Below are 16,587 nucleotides of genomic sequence, written 5' to 3'. Positions count from 1 at the left end.
TTTATGAGTAAAAAGGTAAATGTATTTTGGTTTCGTAGGGATTTGCGACTGGATGATAATGTAGGATTTTATGAAGCGCTTAAAAGCGACCTTCCTGTATTGCCCATCTTTATATTTGACAAAGAGATTCTAGACAAGCTTCCTGAAGATGATGCTCGAGTTTCCTTTATCTATGAAGAATTGCAGCGCATGCGTTCTCAGTTGCAACAAGATCAAGACAGTTCGCTAGCCATGTATTACGGTAAGCCTCAAGAAATTTGGAAAGAAATAATCAGTTCTTATGATGTTGATACGGTTTTTACAAATCGTGATTATGAGCCTTATGCAAAAGAACGTGATGAAGAAATCGATCAACTTCTCGCCGAACATAACATAGATTTTAAAACTTTTAAAGACCAAGTTATCTATGAAAAGGATGAAGTAGTAAAAAATGATGGAGATCCATATGTAGTTTACACGCCTTACAAGAACAAATGGTTAGAGCACTTTAGAAAAGATTTCGGTGCAGGAGAAGATCAAAAGTTTTATTACACAAATGACGTTATAGATAACTGCATTAAAAATAGTAGACTACCCAACTTGACTTTGAGCGATATGGGATTTAAAAAGTCTTCTATTGAAATACCTGAATATAAAGTAACGCCTACACTTATTGAAGAGTATGAAAATACCAGAAACTTTCCAGCTATAGAAGACGGAACTTCAAGATTAGGAGTTTACTTAAGATTTGGTGTAGTAAGTGTACGTAAAATGGTGCGCAAAGCAGATCATGCTTCTAATAAAACATTTTTAAGCGAGCTGATCTGGCGAGAGTTTTTTATGCAAATTCTCTATCATTTTCCACATACTAAGGACAAAGCTTTCAAATCAAAATACGATCGTATAGAATGGCGCAATGACGAGGATCAGTTTGAAAAATGGAAAACTGGAACTACAGGTTATGCTCTAGTGGACGCAGGAATGCGAGAATTAAACTCCACAGGTTACATGCACAATAGAGTACGTATGCTAGTAGCAAGCTTTTTAGTAAAGCATTTACTAATAGACTGGCGATGGGGAGAAACTTATTTTGCAGAAAAATTGCTGGATTACGAGATGTCTAGTAATGTAGGTAACTGGCAATGGGCTGCTGGTAGCGGTGTTGATGCGGCTCCATACTTCAGAATTTTTAATCCTATCACACAAAAGGATAAATTTGATAAGGATAGAAAGTACATTAAAGAATTTGTACCAGAATTTGGAACAGATGATTATCCTGAGATGATGGTAGACCATAAAGAAGCAAGAGAACGTTGTTTAAAAACCTATAAAGAAGCAGTTTCCTAGAAGTTTTATAGTAGGAAATCCACGTTCTGAATTAAGTTAGGATTTATGCAAAAAGTTCATATCGTATGGTTCAAAAGAGATCTTAGATTATTAGATCACGAACCACTTATGCGTTCTCTTGACTCAGAAATCCCAACCATCCTACTCTACATTTTTGAACCTATGATTTTAAATGATGCTCATTACAGTAAGCGTCATTTTAATTTTATAAAGCAGTCGTTAGAGAATATGAACGAGAAGCTGAATGCGGTAGGCAGTTCACTTCTTGTTGTAGAAAGTAATGCCTTAAAAGCTTTTCAAAAATTGCAGAGTCTTTTTAAAATTGTAAATATCTATTCCTATCAGGAAACTGGATTGTACATCACCTACAAAAGAGATATAGAACTAGCTAAATGGTTTAAAAAAAATGCTATTCCGTGGACTGAAAGTATTTCTAACGGTGTTGTAAGAGGATTAAAAAACCGTACGCAATGGAAAGAGCACTGGATCGAGTTCATGAATCAAGATTTTGATCATCCGGATTTTGATAATAGTACCTTGTTCAGTAGTACTCGTATTAATCTAATTGCTTCTGAATTTAAAACGGTTTCTCTAGAAACGCCTAAGAATTCTATTTTTCAAAAAGGTGGTACGACCACGGCTTTACGCTATTTTGAAAGCTTTTTAACTGACCGTATTAACGGTTACAACACCTATTACTCAAAACCTCTTACCAGCAGAAAGCACAGCAGTAGGCTATCACCCTACATTGCTTGGGGAAATGTGAGCATGCGTATGGTGGCAAAAAAAGCGGCTAGTTGTAAAAACGATTTCAAAAACAAGCGTCATCTTCACAGCTTTATGTCTCGTTTGCGATGGCAAGCGCATTTCATTGAAAAATTTGAGATGGAACATGAACTTGAATGGCGCAGTGTTCATAAAGCATATAGAACTCTCGATAAACCTGTGAATCTTAAATTTCAGCAGGCGTGGCGTGAAGGTAAAACTGGTTATCCTCTAGTAGATGCTGCCATGCGATGTCTCAATACTACTGGCTTTATAAATTTTAGATTGCGTGCGATGTTGACCGGTTTTTTTACGCATCATTTGTGGCAACCGTGGCAGGATGCGAGCAATCATCTAGCGCAACAATTTTTAGACTTTGAACCTGGAATTCATTATCCGCAATTGCAAATGCAGGCTGGCGAGACAGGAATCAATATTGTACGTGTTTATAATCCATTAAAGAACAGCTTAGAACATGATCCCGAAGGCTTATTTATTAAAAAATGGGTTCCTGAGTTAGCACATTTACCCTTGCGATTTATCCATGAGCCTTGGAAAATGACAGCTCTAGATGAGCAATTCTTAGATTTTAAATTAGGTGAAGATTATCCAGAGCGGCTGGTAGAGAACTCGCTTTCGCGAAAGCGGGCTCAAGACATTCTTTATGGAATTCAAAAAGACCTTAAAAATAAAAAGGAATCTCGTCGTATTATCTCCAAACATACCAATCCAAAAAGGGAAATATGGCCTGGTGGTGATGAGTTGCATAGCTAATTAAATTTATTATATTTCAAGTCTAATTAACATGTAATGTCTACATACGTAAAAGTAAAATCTGGTAGTTCTATTGAAATCAATAGATGGATTGCAATTCTGGAAGAAAATAAGATTCCTAATCTCATAAAAAACGCTCATGAATCTGGTAGGCTTGCCGGATTTGGCACTTCCGGCGGAAGCGTAGATTTATATGTTCAAGAAGCCGATATTAAAAAAGTCGAAGAATTATTTCATTAGATGAACTTAAGCTCATAGTTCTAATATATACTAATGGTAACTGGCCTCATTTAGATCTTCATTAATTATAAAAGTCAGGGCGCCAATCCTATGTTTCTATGATCATATCGCATCAGTACAAATTGATTTTTATACATGTCCATAGAACTGGAGGAAGTTCTATTTCTAATCTCCTGAGAGATCAGTTTGGAAAGAACAATGAAGAAATTGACCAACATTCTAATGTATGTGATTTAGGAGTGGATTATTTTAAAAAACTTTCAGGATATTATGTTTTTGGTTTTACAAGAAATCCGTGGGATCGATTGCTATCATGGTATTTGTTGTTACATCAAAATAATCCTTTAGAGTTATCAAAAGAGCAGTTGAGATTTGAAAATTTTATAGAAAAAGACCTAATTTTAAAAGACCGAACCAACTATTTTCATTACAACGCTTTAGATTATTTTTCTTCTCAGGATGGAGAAAATGTACCTTTTCATATTTTTAAATATGAAGAGATAGAGTCCAGCCTTAAAAAAGTTTTTGATCAATTTAATCTAGAGTTACATGAGATTCCTGTGCTTAACACCACTGCAGTAAAGGATAAAAGACTTTTTTATACTGCAAAATCTCAACAGTTAATTGCACAAAAATGTAAAAAGGATATTGATTATTTCAATTATACGTTTTAAATGAAATTATAAACTATAAACCACTCTAAAGGTCACAAAACGAGGAAGGATAAAAGTCTCAGAAGTAAAAACAGAAAAGTTATTTGCGCTGTTTCTTACCTGTGAATCTATATCGAGTAAGTTAGTAGCTTTAACTTCATATTCAAATTTTGCGTCGCGATCTTTCCTATATGCAAGACTTGCATCCCAATTTTGAAATGATTGAGACTGCCCATTTCCTAAGTTTTGATTTGTATAAGAATAATTAGTTCTAAAGGTAACTGCTTTCCAAATGTAGGCATCTACATCTATGGATGGAGATTGAGTTATAAATTGAGTCTCTCTACCACCTTGATTGTTATCGACAACACTGTAACGATAACTTAAAGTAACATTAGGTGCTACTTTAAAATTTGTTCTTATACTAGGTGTATAAGATTGTGTAAAACCTTCATTAAGCGATCGCTGCCCTTGAATGAATTGGTTGATTTTACTATAATTAAATCCAGCTCTTAAACTTGCTCTAATTTTCCCAAAAGTACGTTGCACACGACCTGATACATTTACGCTCTCATCTGCAAAGTTAGAGTTGAAAAATGTATTGGTACGAATAACACTTTCAAAATCGGTTAGATTTCTAATTTGATCGATATTACTTGAATAAGAAGCTCTTGCAAAAACGTTAGTATAGTTGAAGAGGTTAAAACTCGTATAAATAAGATTTACATTGTGTGATAAGGCATTTTGTAAATCTGGCTCTCCAAATTGGATATTATTGAAATTATTTAAAACGATTCCTCTTGCCAGTCGTGTTACATCAGTAAACTGATTGCGCATATCATATCTTAAAGTAAGTGCTTCACTTTTTTTGAATTGAATTCTTGTTTCAAACTCCGGTAAAACTCTAAAGAAGTTTTCTTCAAACGTCTGACCTTGTTGCGTATTCTTATTCCCGTACGCGTGTACCGAAACTCCTGGTGTGATGGTAAATTTTCCGGTTTTAACTCGGTAACGAGCTCCTAAATAAATATCACTAAAATTATACTCGGTATCGTTAACGTCAAGTCCATCGTTAATTGTAGGTGTAGGATCAAATTGAGAACCATCATCAAGAAATTGAAATAAAGAAGAGTTGAACTGTTGACGACTAATAATAGTTCCTAAAGTAACGTTGATATTACTTTTTGTATTTAAGATGTTAAACCAGTCGATTTTAGCGTCTAGTTGATTTGATTCTATGCGCCTATTTTGACCTAGATTATAATTATCTAAAGATTGATCGAGACCTAATCCTGCTGCTGTGGCATCATATTCATCATCGTCTGGAAAATTGGGATCTGCATCTGGATCGGGATCGTTTTCTAAAATCGCATTGTAAAAAGGATCTTCATTTTTCAAAACATGTTGCGCCTCTAATGAGAAGATATTATTCTCATCTAGAGTGTAGTAATAATTTAAGTTTTGATTAATGCTGTAAGGAGATACTTCTTCTCTTTGTCTTGTATCGCCTAAGACCGATGAAAATAAGCGCCGATTTTGCTCATCATTAGAAATACGACCGATGATATCGTAATCCATTTGATTACTAAAATTTGGCTGATAGGAAGCACTTAATTTAACAATACCTTGATTAGATCGTTCTTCACTGGTTTGCTCAGTTGCTTCATCTGGAATACCTAAAGTAAGATTTGTGTATTGCACAAAACTGGTCTCTCTTGAACGTATTTTACTACTATTAAAAATGGCAAAACCGCTTAAATCTAGTGCTGGATTAGGAGCATAACTAAAGTTTGCCGTCGCAAGTCTAGTGTCAATCTCGATGGCGTTATTTTGATTTGTTAAGAAATTTAAGCTGTTATCGCCTAGATTGATATCAGTTCCACTGCTGCGACTAGGTGCTCTGAAACCTCCGGATAGATTTCTAATATCTCTTCTGTTTAGGGCTACCTCTCCTATATTGTTTAAATCTCCAATAAAATTAACACTGTACTTTGGGTTGTAGTAAAAAAGCTTGGGTTGTATGAGATAAAGTCCTTCATCAGGCGAACTTCCTCCACCTACGGTAACGTCTCCAAACCAAAAATTTTCTTTCCCTTCTTTTAATTTAATGTTTAATGCAATATTATCTTGATTATTAGTAACTCCGCGCAATTGACCAACTTCAGAATAGTTGCGTAATACTTGGATTTTATCTACCGCTTTAGAAGGAATGTTTTTTGAGGCAAGTTTAGTATCTCCATCAAAGAAATCCTTTCCGTTTACCATGAGTTTATTGACTACCTTACCTTCTACTTCAATCTGTCCGTCTTCATTGATTTCTACTCCTGGTAAATTTTCTAAAACATCTTCTAGTTTTCTTTCAGAACCGTTTTTAAAGGAATCGGCGTTATAGGTAACCGTATCTCCTTTTATGGTTACTGGCATTTCATAAACTATTTCTACGGCATCCAGAGTACTTTCTGATTGAAGTACATAATCCTTAACAATATCAGCTTCTTTAGTAAAAATGGAGTCTTCTAAGGTTTGCATTCCTACGTAGCTTATTTGGATTTTATAAGCTGTGTTCTTTTTAAGAGTTAAGAGGAATTTTCCTAACTCGTCTGTAGATTTGTAGGATTCCAAAGCGTTAGTAGCTTTATCAAAAGCTACTACTGTAGCAAGTTCTAAAACTTGCTTTGAACTATCTCGTACTACACCTTGAAATTTGATTTGAGCAAGGGAATAACTACCTACAAGAAGTAGGATAAAGCATATTGTATTTTTCAGGATGTAGAATTGAAATGAATTGAAGAGTTTAAATGAAGAATGAATTAACCGCGTCTTCTTCCTCTATTATTCATCATTTCTGTCATCTTTCTTACGATTGTTGCCTTGTAATCTTTCTTAGTAATTTCTTTTCCGTTATCTGGAGCTTCTATACTAATTTCCTCCTTAGGGTTGATCACGATTTTTGTACATAACATAGTAGTATTACCAGAACTAACTTCTAGGATTAATCCCGGAAGTCCCCAATACTCAGCTGGTCCATGACTTACTGGAACTTCTAATGTGTACCAGGCTTCTACTAGAGTCATGTCTTCTGCTGCTTCTTCTCCATCTTCACTTTCTTTTTTTCTCAATTCTGCCCAAGAAAAATCATACCATGACAAGTCTGCTGTAGGAATAGTTGCCATAGCTTTAAAGCAATTGTACTTTCCTATCTGTTTTGTTTCAGAACCCATTTTCCAGTCTATGTTCAACAACTCATCTTTAACTAAGAATTTTTTACCGTAAAATTCTTGACTTTGTAATAAAGACTTTTCTTTAATGTTTTTATACTGATCGCCAGGTGTAAAGTTATTTCCCCAAGAGTCTGTTGCTCCAGACATAGCGTCTAGCTTGTCTTCTTCTTCAAAAGTAGATTCTGTTTTTGTAAAATTGAGCGTGTAAGTTTTTTCTAAACGATTTTTCAATCTTGCAGCTGCTTGCTTTTTTTGCGCCTCACTCATTCTAGCTCCCCAAGATCCTAAATCCATTTTGGTTTTTGAAATATAAACGGCTTGACCTTTAAAATCAGCAGATGCCTCGTCGACAGGAAGGATTAAAAATGAAGCTACTACACTAAGTACAAAAAAGATGGTTTTCATAATATTGGATTGATAGTTTGTTTAACAAAAATATCAAAACATTAAACATGCGATTCCTATTTGTATTAACATTAACACAAGAAAGTAGTAGCAAGTCTATGAAAATGAATCTGGTAAATTTAAAATGGCTGGTAATTATTCCGCTTTCGCGAAAGCGGAACAAAAACAATCCTCATTTAAAATAATTAAATGAGGATTTTATTAAGTTCAAATGAAATGAATTTCTTAATTCCTATTCTCTATTTCTTTGTAAGCGGCAACTACTTTTTTGACGAGTCTATGTCGTACTACATCGCTATCATCGAGGTACATCATTCCTACTCCGTCTACATTTTTAAGAATTAACAATGCTTCCTTTAATCCAGAAATAACGCGTCGAGGTAAATCGATCTGTCCTGGATCGCCGGTGATAAAAAACTTAGCGTCTTTTCCCATACGAGTTAAAAACATTTTCATTTGTGCATGAGTGGTATTTTGAGACTCATCAAGTATGACATAAGCCTGATCTAGAGTTCTACCGCGCATAAATGCTAATGGTGCAATTTGAATAATTCCTTTTTCTATGTAAGTAGCAAGTCGCTCTGCAGGAATCATATCACGCAATGCATCATAAATAGGCTGCATATAAGGATCTAGCTTTTCTTTAAGATCGCCAGGTAAAAATCCTAAATTCTCACCAGCTTCAACCGCAGGTCGCGTGATGATTATTCTTTTGATGCGTTTCTCTTTTAAGGCTTTTACTGCAAGCGCCACGCCTATATAGGTTTTACCAGTTCCAGCAGGACCTACCGCAAAAACCATATCGTTTTTCTTAGTAAGCTCGATCAACTTGCGCTGGTTAGGTGTTTTAGGACGTATCAACATTCCGGAATTACCGTGAACCAGCACGTCATCATTTCCTTTAACTATTTCATGATGATCACTATCTGTAGTGAGCAGTCGCTCCATGACGTTTACGTCGATCTTATTGTATTTACCAAAATGGTTTAACATCAACTGGATGCGTTTATCAAATTCACCTAGTTGCTCTTCATCACCGTAGACTTTTATTTTGCTGCCTCGAGCAACAATTTTGAGTTTAGGAAAATGAGATTTTAGAAAAGCAAGATTTGTATTCTTTACTCCAAAAAATTCCCTTGGATTAGTTTCTGATAGGTCAATGATAAGTTCGTTCAAAAGCGGTAAATTAAGTAAGTGATTGAAGGTTTAATTTTATAATTTTGTTTCTAGTATTTTAACTGCTTGAAAGTAGTGAAAAATGATTATTGAATAAAAGGCGATAGCTATAATTTAACGATCATTTAATTAACAATTTAAATTTCCTTATGCCTATAATTACTCTTACTACTGATTTTGGATGGAAAGATCCATACGTGGGAGCGGTTAAAGGTGCTATTTATAAAGAATTAGAGGGAATTACTATTGTGGACATCTCTCACGAGGTAGCGCCTTTTAATATTGCTGAAGCTGCTTATATTATTAAAAATGCCTATCATTCTTTTCCTGATGGCACGATTCACATTATAGGTGTAGATGCAGAGCATACTCCAGAAAATAAACATGTCGCAGTACTTCTGAATTCGCATTATTTTATATGTGCTGACAATGGCGTTCTTGCATTGATAATGAGTAAATTAAGACCTGAAAAATTAGTCGAAATCAATATTCACGATAGGATTTCTTCTAACTTTACCACTCTAGATGCCTTTGTACAAACTGCCTGCCACATAGCTCGTGGAGGTACTCTTGAAGTAGTAGGCAAACCTATTAATCGCATAAGAGCCATTCACGGCGTCATTCCAAAAATAGCAGACAGTAAAAACGTTATTCACGGTCAAGTGATTTACATTGATAATTACGGTAATTCGGTTACTAATATTACTAAGGAAATCTTTGACGAAATAGGAAAAGGACGCAAATTTGAGATTTCGGCGCGTAATGAAAGGTTTAATAAAATATTTCATCGTTACAGTGACTTAATTAATTTTAACGATAAAGAAAATAAACGAGATGTAGATGGAAAAGGTCTTGTTTTATTCAATAGTTCAGATCATTTAGAACTGGCCACATATAAATCAAATCCGCTTACGGTGGGTAGTGCGAGCACCTTGTTTGGTCTTCAAATAAATGCTCCTGTAATAATAACTTTTGTAGAATCATGATTGTACGTATAGTAAATATGCATTTTAAAGAAACCGCTGTCGGTAAATTTCAAAATATGTTTGATGCTTATAAAGAACAAATAAGAAATCAACCTGGATGTAGTTTTCTAGAATTGTATCAAGATATGGAAGATGAACAGCGATTCTATACTTATAGCTACTGGAAAGATGAAGAAGCATTAAATAATTATAGAAAAAGTGCGTTATTTCAAGAAGTATGGCCACAAACTAAAGCTATGTTTGATGAAAAACCACAAGCAAATTCTGTAGTAAAAATCCACAGCCTTTTATGAAAGCCATTTTTATCAAAGAACTAAACGGTTTCTTTTCCAGTCTTACTGGTTATCTAGTGATAGGAATATTTCTCATCATCACCAGTCTCTTTATTTTTATTTTTAAAGGTGAGTATAACATTCTGGATTATGGTTTTGCAGATCTTGCTCCCTTCTTTTTAATTATTCCATGGTTGTTTATGTTTTTAATTCCAGCAGTAACTATGCGCAGTTTTACCGTAGAACGTAATCTAGGAACACTAGAAATGTTAAGCACAAGACCTATATCAACTAAGAAATTGATCGGAGGTAAGTATCTGGCGGCGTTAGTACTTATTATCATTGCTTTGATTCCTACGTTGATTTATGTGTACAGTTTAGGTCAGCTAGGAGAAACGCCAAATAATCTAGACTACGGCAGCACATTCGGTAGTTATCTAGGTGCTATTTTACTGGCTATGAGTTACACATCCATAGGAGTTTTTAGCTCTACGGTAACTTCTAATCAGATTGTGGCGTTTTTACTTGCAGCTGTCCTATGCTTTATATTTTATTTTGGCTTTGATGGCTTAAACAATTACCTAGCCGACAATGATTTTCTGGCCTCTCTCGGTCTCAAATACCACTATGAAAGTATGGCCAGAGGAGTTCTTGATACTCGTGACGTGATCTACTTCTTAAGTGTTGCTGTTTTATTTTTCGCTTTAAGCGAAATTTCACTAAAAACCATCTTATCAAAACGATAACTATGAAAAAAACATATACCAGTTTTATCTTAGTACTCATCGTTCTCATAATCGTAAATATTGCCGCGCGATCTATTTACAAACGTTTTGACCTTACTAAAGATAATCGATATACTGTAAGCGCAGACACTGAAAAGATTCTAAAACAAGCCTACAAACCTATCGTAATTGATGTATTTCTAGATGGTGAGTTACCTAGCGAATTCAGAAAATTAAAATTGGAAACAGGACAATTTCTTGAAGAACTTGCTGCCTTGCATCCTAATTTAAAATACGATTTTCTCAACCCTATCGAGGATGCAACTCCAGCCGAAACAGAACAAATTACCGCTCAGCTTTTAAGTAATGGAGTGAAAGGTGCTGTTGCCACTATTCAAGAAGGAGGAAAAAGCACCAATGTCACTGTTTTTCCATATGCACTGATCCTTTATGACGGTAAAACAACTGCCGTACCATTATTGAAAACCGTAGCACGCGCCACAGCAGAAGAACGCGTTAATTCCAGCATCCAGCAATTAGAATATCAATTTGCCGATGGACTACGTAAAGCTTCACTAGAAAAAGATAAAACGGTTGCTTTCTTAAGAGATAGCGATGAATTATCAGATGTGCGCATCGGTGATTTTATAGGTAGCGTGAACGAATACTACAACACGCGACCTTTTGGAATCGAGTTTTTGACAACTAACGATACGATAGCACCGCAACAGGTTCTTGAGGTGATGAATAAATTTGACCTCATCATTGACCCTAAACCAACAGCACCTTATTCGGAAACTAAAAAATATTTGCTGGATCAATACCTTATGCAAGGTGGTAAAATGTTGCTAGCTGTTGACCCTATTGTGATGGAAAATGATAGTCTTTCAAATGAACAACGAAAAGCTTATCCGCTGCCTAGAAAATTGAATCTGGACGATATGCTTTTCAGATATGGTTTGAGGTTGAACAATGGTCTGGTAAAAGATTTGAAACATGCACCACTAGCTCTTGCCACTGGACAAGGAAGAAACACCCAATACGAGGCTTACGCATGGCCTTACTACCCTATTTCTAAAACTTCAAAAGATACCAGCGCTACAGCTCAATTTATAACAAAGAACTTAGAAGATGTAAAATTTGAATATACTGGTAGCATCGATACATTGAAAAATGGAATCCGTAAAACGATATTACTGAGCACATCTGATAAAGCAAAAGAATTGACTTTACCTACTGTTGTTTCTCTTAATGAGATAGGGAAAGAAGTTGTGATAGAGTCTTATAACAAATCCAACTTACCACTTGCGGTACTTGCAGAAGGTTCTTTTACCAGCGCCTACAAAAATCGTGTAAAACCAGTTGATTTAAATAATCCTACTGATGAAGGAAAAGAAGCTGCAATTGTCCTTATAGCCGATGGTGATGTGTTGAAAAACCAGGTACTGAGAGGTGAACCACAAGAATTAGGTTTTGACATCAGGACAGGACAACTCTACGGTAACAAAGAGTTTCTCATGAATACGATCAACTATCTTCTAGACGATACTGGTTTGATCAAATTACGAAATAAGGACATTCAAGTTCCTTTTTTAGATTCTAAAAAGGTGATTGATGAAAAGTTTAAATGGCAGTTTATCAATACCGTATTACCGCTTTTGATAGTTGCAGGATTTGGTTTTGTTTTTATGTGGTTGAGAAAGAGGAAGTATCAAGCTTAACTATATGAAATCGACTACTCTAGTTATAATTTTGATTGCTTTTCAGGTGTCTTTTTCACAGAGTAGTATTTCTGATATTAAATCTAATAAAGAGATAAATAAAATTGTTACTGCTTTAAATCAAACCATTGGAAAAAGAGCTATCGCTATATCTAGGTTTTCAATTAATGAAGAAACTTATATTGGCATAAGCTCAGAAACTTGGATCGAAACTGATTACGACAATAGAAAATTATTGTGGCTCTTTAATGACTCTATAAATGTCGAATCGATGCAAGATTTTAGTTCACTTACCTGTATAGAAACGAGTAAAGAATCTCCAATTTTTTATTATAATTTCAATTGTTCAGACGATCAAAAAATTACATCAGAGAAAATGATTCCTTACAAATCTCGTTTTAAGGAAAATCAACCTCTTGATGATGATTCGGAAAGATTACAATATGAATTTTTATTTAAGCTAGTGAGTAATTCATTTGTTAAAATTACCTTTTAAAAAAATCTCTTCAAGTATATTATTAGTTGTAATTTTCTTTATTTCCTTAAGGGTAGAATTAATAGTACCCTTAAGTGATAGCAAAAAATATAATGTTTTTGAGGAAGAGGAAGTTATATTCGAACAATAATTACTCGGTTTTGAACGCTGGTATTTTTATATTATCAATTTAAAGTTAAAACAATTTGAAAAAATTTTTAAAGTATATCAAATACCTTTTCATCACAGTTGTAAGTATTTTATTGATATTTATTCTATCAATAGGTTTTACTAATCAAGAATTAAAAGGTACGTGGATAGGTGAATATGAAGTCCACCCAGACATGGATTTGTATCTAGCACATGAAAGTGTAATGACTTTAGGCTATTTTTCTTGTTTCGAAGAATTTCCTTCTTATTATGGTACTTCAAGTTTAGACAATCCAAATATCATGAGTTCAAAAAGAATAGGATTCGTTTTGAACATGTTCGGCGTCATCAAATCTAACAATTATAATAAGTACCAAGTGATAAGTATCAACGGAGATTCATTACAAGTAAAAAGTAATGTTTTTAATGAAAACAATTATGAAACTTTTCGTAGAATAGATGACTCATTAAAAAATAATCAAAAAATTAATCTAGCTGGTAAAAAGTTTTTATTCAGTAACAACAAAGTCACAGACACCTTACATTTCAAAAATGTTGGAGTAAACCTTGACTACGGAAATAAGACTTTTAATCATGGGTGGGATTTAATACAGCATAATGGATTTCAAATACTATTTATCGAAGATTTTGTACCTTTTATTATTGTAAATAAAAAAGAAAATGTAATTGAATTAAAAAGACTTCAAGCTACAAATGATAATTATAAAATGACAGAGATATGATAACTAAAAGTATATGTTTTAGACATACATAATTAAAAAAAATGAAAACAGCTCTCGTAACTACAGAAAAGAACCGCTACTTACTAAAATAATTAATACCAAAATTACAATCTCAATCCACTGATTTACAAACACTAAAAGATAATCAAGCGCTAAACTAAAGGCATATTATTATTAACTTTAAGATTTAAAACCTTACTTTTACTTTAAATTATTTCTTTATGACAACTCTAGATTTAAAAAACTCTGTATTAGAATATGTCAATAATGCTGATGATCGTCTTTTAAAAATGATAAAAGCAATAGCGGAGACATACCAGAGTGAAGAGGATTTTACTTTGTCAAAAAAGCAATATGAAATACTAGATCAAAGAAGAACATTACATGAAAGTGGAAAAAGTAAATCCTACAGCTGGCAAGAAATAAAAACTTCTATAAATAACTCTAGTAGCTAATCATGTATTCTTTAGAAATAAAGGAAGAGGCTCGATTACAAATTACCGATGTTTTTCATTATTATGAAAGTAAACGTTTAGGTTTAGGAGACTTATTTTTAAATCATCTTGAGAACTATTTTAAAAGAATAATAGAAAATCCAGAACATTTTCCTGAAAAAAGAAAACCTTATAGAGAAGCCTACTTAAAACGTTTTCCATTTTTAGTTATTTATACAATAGAAGAGACTAAAATAATTATTTACGCAGTATTTAATACCTCTAGGAATCCAGATAAAAAATAGTAGAAGTTAATTTTTAATATTTTAAAAAACTGAAACAAAATACTCATTTGAAATTGATTGATTTGGTTTAACATCTTTTTTAAATAACTTCGTTTCCCAAAAGGTAGAATTAATTCTACCTTTTAGGAAACATAAAAGCTCCTTTTTCAAAATGAAAAAGGAGCTTTTTTCAACCTCAATTGAGCAAAACGAGTGAGCCAAAAACCTCATCCCACATGCCCAGCACCTAATACCTAATATCTTATACCCAAAAATCTATACGTTAAACAAGAAATGCATCACATCACCATCTTGAACGATGTATTCCTTTCCTTCAACTTTTAGTTTTCCAGCTTCTTTTACTTTTGCTTCAGAGCCATATTCTACGTAGGTATCATATTTAATTACCTCAGCACGTATAAATCCTTTTTCAAAATCAGTATGGATTACTCCAGCTGCCTGTGGCGCTGTAGAGCCTATGTTTATAGTCCATGCTCGTACTTCTTTAACACCAGCGGTAAAGTAGGTTTGCTGATTCAGTAATTTATAAGCACTACGTATCAACTTAGCACTTCCTGGTTCTTCAAGACCCATGTCCGATAAGAATTCTTTACGCTCTTCATAATCATCAAGCTCCGTGATATCTGCCTCAGTTCCTACCGCAAGAACAAGAACTTCTGCATTTTCATCTTTTACAGCCTCTTTAACTTGATCTACATAAGCATTACCAGTTACTGCTGCATCGTCATCTACGTTACAAAGATATAATACTGGTTTATCTGTAATAAATTGTAATGGTTTGATAAAATCTGCTCGTACTTCATCGCTTAATTCTACTGCTCGTACTGAAACTCCAGATTCTAGCGCGTCCTTGACTTTCAACAAAGCCTCTTCTTCTTTGACCGCTTCTTTATTACCAGTTCTCGCTGCACGTTTTACTTTCTCTAGCTTTTTATCGACTGTTTCTAGATCTTTAAGCTGTAATTCAATATCGATTGTTTCTTTATCACGGATAGGATCTACACTACCATCTACGTGGACGATATTATCATTATTAAAACAACGCAATACGTGAATAATCGCGTCTGTCTCGCGTATGTTTCCTAAAAACTGATTTCCTAACCCTTCACCTTTACTTGCACCTTTAACAAGACCAGCAATATCTACTATCTCCACGGTTGCAGGAATCACCTTCTCTGGATTTACCAGCTCTTCTAATTTTTCAAGTCTAGGATCTGGTACATTTACCACGCCTACATTAGGTTCTATAGTACAAAACGGAAAGTTGGCGCTTTGTGCTTTTGCATTTGACAAACAGTTAAAAAGTGTTGATTTACCTACGTTAGGTAGTCCTACGATTCCAGCTTTCATGTGATGTTTATTTAAATAGTTACGCTTTCTATTTTCTATAGGAAAATAGAAGTTTATACTGAATTTAGTTCAGTGCGAAAGCGTGCAAAGATAAGTTATCCCTAAACAATTTATAATATTTTATGAACAGGAAACATAAAAAACCTGCACCGATTTGTTGCAGGTTTTTTACTTGTTAAAACAGAAAATTAATGATTATTCTACATCTTCAAGTCCTATGGCTTCATGAATAGCATCAGTAGTTTGTTGATCTATTTTTCCATCTTTATCGTTATCCATCCCTAAGTCCATGCTCAATCCTTTTAACATGTCTTTTATTCCATTAGTATCAATATCCGAATTTTTTAATTCATTCATCATTTTCATGATGCTAGAAATGTTCATATCGTCTCCTAGAATGCGAGCAACACCCATTCCTGATTTATCCATCGTACCAAATACTATAATCTCGTCTATAGAATCTTTATCACCTTGATATAAGAACTTTGCAGTCATGCCATCTTGATTATGGGTCATTAAAGCTGTGTATTTATCGTTTTTAAGAATATCAGACAGTTGTTGTTTTTCAGTCTCAAAAGAGGCATCATTATCAGCTGTCTTAGGATACATAAGCATGCTTACTTTATCGATCGAGTTATAAGCTATTTGTGACTCTTCAGAAAGTTTGCTTTCATCTATTCCTAAAATCGAAACAGGTATAGTTGCCTTAGTAAATCCTTCTTTATTATCGCTGTCTACGATATAACTTTGCAATGTTGGGTCTGTGTCACAAGAAGTAAGTGATGCAGCGATGGCAATGCTTACTACTATGGCTTTTAAAATTATCTTGTTCATAGTTAGTGTTTTTTAAGTGTTGGTGATTGATA

General features: G+C 34.1%; 18 protein-coding genes. 13 read left to right on the top strand and 5 right to left on the bottom strand.

Annotation, left to right across the window (positions count from 1 at the left end):
• Positions 1 to 3: 3 nt before the first annotated feature.
• The 4 genes from DDD_RS12845 (at position 4) to DDD_RS12830 (ending at position 3,779) form a co-directional block, all read left to right on the top strand.
• The gene (locus tag DDD_RS12845) at positions 4 to 1,326 is read left to right on the top strand and encodes a cryptochrome/photolyase family protein (RefSeq protein WP_015363333.1); all 1,323 of its coding nucleotides are present in this window, start codon (positions 4 to 6) and stop codon (positions 1,324 to 1,326) included.
• Positions 1,327 to 1,371: 45 nt separating this feature from the next.
• On the top strand, positions 1,372 to 2,865 hold the full coding sequence (locus DDD_RS12840; RefSeq protein ID WP_015363332.1) for a cryptochrome/deoxyribodipyrimidine photo-lyase family protein: 1,494 nt from the start codon (positions 1,372 to 1,374) through the stop codon (positions 2,863 to 2,865).
• A gap of 36 nt (positions 2,866 to 2,901) precedes the next feature.
• A complete protein-coding gene (locus DDD_RS12835) occupies positions 2,902 to 3,105 on the top strand; it encodes a putative signal transducing protein (RefSeq protein WP_015363331.1) in 204 nt (67 codons plus the stop codon).
• A 98-nt stretch (positions 3,106 to 3,203) separates the two neighbouring features.
• Positions 3,204 to 3,779 carry a sulfotransferase family 2 domain-containing protein gene (locus tag DDD_RS12830; RefSeq protein WP_015363330.1) on the top strand — a complete coding sequence of 192 codons (576 nt, stop codon included), beginning with the start codon at positions 3,204 to 3,206 and terminating at the stop codon, positions 3,777 to 3,779.
• Positions 3,780 to 3,785: 6 nt separating this feature from the next.
• Here the strand turns inward: DDD_RS12830 and DDD_RS12825 are convergent, their stop codons facing one another.
• Together DDD_RS12825 and DDD_RS12820 are read right to left on the bottom strand one after the other, a co-directional pair.
• A complete protein-coding gene (locus DDD_RS12825; protein ID WP_041567156.1) occupies positions 3,786 to 6,524 on the bottom strand; it encodes a TonB-dependent receptor in 2,739 nt (912 codons plus the stop codon).
• 44 nt (positions 6,525 to 6,568) lie between these two features.
• Positions 6,569 to 7,384: a GLPGLI family protein gene (locus tag DDD_RS12820; RefSeq protein WP_015363328.1), complete on the bottom strand. Its 816-nt coding sequence runs from the start codon at positions 7,382 to 7,384 to the stop codon at positions 6,569 to 6,571.
• A 47-nt stretch (positions 7,385 to 7,431) separates the two neighbouring features.
• Between DDD_RS12820 and DDD_RS18025 the strand changes: the two genes are divergently transcribed.
• Positions 7,432 to 7,569, top strand: a complete 138-nt coding sequence (locus tag DDD_RS18025) for a hypothetical protein (RefSeq protein ID WP_015363327.1) — start codon at positions 7,432 to 7,434, stop codon at positions 7,567 to 7,569.
• A 40-nt stretch (positions 7,570 to 7,609) separates the two neighbouring features.
• Here the strand turns inward: DDD_RS18025 and DDD_RS12815 are convergent, their stop codons facing one another.
• Positions 7,610 to 8,560: a PhoH family protein gene (locus DDD_RS12815; protein ID WP_015363326.1), complete on the bottom strand. Its 951-nt coding sequence runs from the start codon at positions 8,558 to 8,560 to the stop codon at positions 7,610 to 7,612.
• A gap of 149 nt (positions 8,561 to 8,709) precedes the next feature.
• Between DDD_RS12815 and DDD_RS12810 the strand changes: the two genes are divergently transcribed.
• The 8 genes from DDD_RS12810 (at position 8,710) to DDD_RS12775 (ending at position 14,371) form a co-directional block, all read left to right on the top strand.
• Positions 8,710 to 9,546, top strand: a complete 837-nt coding sequence (locus tag DDD_RS12810) for an SAM hydrolase/SAM-dependent halogenase family protein (RefSeq protein ID WP_015363325.1) — start codon at positions 8,710 to 8,712, stop codon at positions 9,544 to 9,546.
• Positions 9,543 to 9,839 (top strand): putative quinol monooxygenase, encoded by a 297-nt coding sequence (locus DDD_RS12805; RefSeq protein WP_015363324.1) that lies wholly within the window; start codon positions 9,543 to 9,545, stop codon positions 9,837 to 9,839. The genes DDD_RS12810 and DDD_RS12805 overlap by 4 nt, the downstream gene beginning before the upstream one ends.
• On the top strand, positions 9,836 to 10,564 hold the full coding sequence (gene gldF, locus DDD_RS12800) for a gliding motility-associated ABC transporter permease subunit GldF (protein ID WP_015363323.1): 729 nt from the start codon (positions 9,836 to 9,838) through the stop codon (positions 10,562 to 10,564). Before DDD_RS12805 ends, gldF begins: the two co-directional genes overlap by 4 nt.
• Before the next feature lie 2 nt (positions 10,565 to 10,566).
• A complete protein-coding gene (gene gldG / locus DDD_RS12795) occupies positions 10,567 to 12,264 on the top strand; it encodes a gliding motility-associated ABC transporter substrate-binding protein GldG (RefSeq protein WP_015363322.1) in 1,698 nt (565 codons plus the stop codon).
• 4 nt (positions 12,265 to 12,268) lie between these two features.
• On the top strand, positions 12,269 to 12,760 hold the full coding sequence (locus tag DDD_RS12790) for a hypothetical protein (RefSeq protein WP_015363321.1): 492 nt from the start codon (positions 12,269 to 12,271) through the stop codon (positions 12,758 to 12,760).
• A 185-nt stretch (positions 12,761 to 12,945) separates the two neighbouring features.
• Positions 12,946 to 13,632, top strand: a complete 687-nt coding sequence (locus tag DDD_RS12785; protein ID WP_015363320.1) for a hypothetical protein — start codon at positions 12,946 to 12,948, stop codon at positions 13,630 to 13,632.
• A 221-nt stretch (positions 13,633 to 13,853) separates the two neighbouring features.
• Positions 13,854 to 14,087 carry an addiction module protein gene (locus tag DDD_RS12780; protein ID WP_015363319.1) on the top strand — a complete coding sequence of 78 codons (234 nt, stop codon included), beginning with the start codon at positions 13,854 to 13,856 and terminating at the stop codon, positions 14,085 to 14,087.
• Positions 14,088 to 14,089: 2 nt separating this feature from the next.
• A complete protein-coding gene (locus tag DDD_RS12775) occupies positions 14,090 to 14,371 on the top strand; it encodes a type II toxin-antitoxin system RelE/ParE family toxin (protein ID WP_015363318.1) in 282 nt (93 codons plus the stop codon).
• A 255-nt stretch (positions 14,372 to 14,626) separates the two neighbouring features.
• On the opposite strand, the gene ychF is transcribed toward DDD_RS12775, so the two are convergent.
• Together ychF and DDD_RS12765 are read right to left on the bottom strand one after the other, a co-directional pair.
• On the bottom strand, positions 14,627 to 15,721 hold the full coding sequence (gene ychF, locus DDD_RS12770) for a redox-regulated ATPase YchF (protein WP_015363316.1): 1,095 nt from the start codon (positions 15,719 to 15,721) through the stop codon (positions 14,627 to 14,629).
• 195 nt (positions 15,722 to 15,916) lie between these two features.
• The gene (locus DDD_RS12765; protein WP_015363315.1) at positions 15,917 to 16,555 is read right to left on the bottom strand and encodes a DUF4252 domain-containing protein; all 639 of its coding nucleotides are present in this window, start codon (positions 16,553 to 16,555) and stop codon (positions 15,917 to 15,919) included.
• Positions 16,556 to 16,587: the final 32 nt, after the last annotated feature.

This window comes from Nonlabens dokdonensis DSW-6, assembly GCF_000332115.1.
GTDB classification, from domain to species: domain Bacteria; phylum Bacteroidota; class Bacteroidia; order Flavobacteriales; family Flavobacteriaceae; genus Nonlabens; species Nonlabens dokdonensis.
Note: the sequence above shows the minus strand (reverse complement) of the source record. Positions and strands in the feature narration are given on the sequence as shown.

Bases quoted from the DNA above. Each gene is read 5' to 3' on its own strand.
- DDD_RS12845 (WP_015363333.1), top strand. From the start codon at position 4: ATGAGTAAAAAGGTAAATGTATTTTGGTTTCGTAGGGATTTGCGACTG.
- DDD_RS12840 (WP_015363332.1), top strand. From the start codon at position 1,372: ATGCAAAAAGTTCATATCGTATGGTTCAAAAGAGATCTTAGATTATTA.
- DDD_RS12835 (WP_015363331.1), top strand. From the start codon at position 2,902: ATGTCTACATACGTAAAAGTAAAATCTGGTAGTTCTATTGAAATCAAT.
- DDD_RS12830 (WP_015363330.1), top strand. From the start codon at position 3,204: ATGATCATATCGCATCAGTACAAATTGATTTTTATACATGTCCATAGA.
- DDD_RS12820 (WP_015363328.1), bottom strand. From the start codon at position 7,384: ATGAAAACCATCTTTTTTGTACTTAGTGTAGTAGCTTCATTTTTAATC.
- DDD_RS18025 (WP_015363327.1), top strand. From the start codon at position 7,432: ATGCGATTCCTATTTGTATTAACATTAACACAAGAAAGTAGTAGCAAG.
- DDD_RS12810 (WP_015363325.1), top strand. From the start codon at position 8,710: ATGCCTATAATTACTCTTACTACTGATTTTGGATGGAAAGATCCATAC.
- DDD_RS12805 (WP_015363324.1), top strand. From the start codon at position 9,543: ATGATTGTACGTATAGTAAATATGCATTTTAAAGAAACCGCTGTCGGT.
- gldF (WP_015363323.1), top strand. From the start codon at position 9,836: ATGAAAGCCATTTTTATCAAAGAACTAAACGGTTTCTTTTCCAGTCTT.
- gldG (WP_015363322.1), top strand. From the start codon at position 10,567: ATGAAAAAAACATATACCAGTTTTATCTTAGTACTCATCGTTCTCATA.
- DDD_RS12790 (WP_015363321.1), top strand. From the start codon at position 12,269: ATGAAATCGACTACTCTAGTTATAATTTTGATTGCTTTTCAGGTGTCT.
- DDD_RS12780 (WP_015363319.1), top strand. From the start codon at position 13,854: ATGACAACTCTAGATTTAAAAAACTCTGTATTAGAATATGTCAATAAT.
- DDD_RS12775 (WP_015363318.1), top strand. From the start codon at position 14,090: ATGTATTCTTTAGAAATAAAGGAAGAGGCTCGATTACAAATTACCGAT.
- ychF (WP_015363316.1), bottom strand. From the start codon at position 15,721: ATGAAAGCTGGAATCGTAGGACTACCTAACGTAGGTAAATCAACACTT.
- DDD_RS12765 (WP_015363315.1), bottom strand. From the start codon at position 16,555: ATGAACAAGATAATTTTAAAAGCCATAGTAGTAAGCATTGCCATCGCT.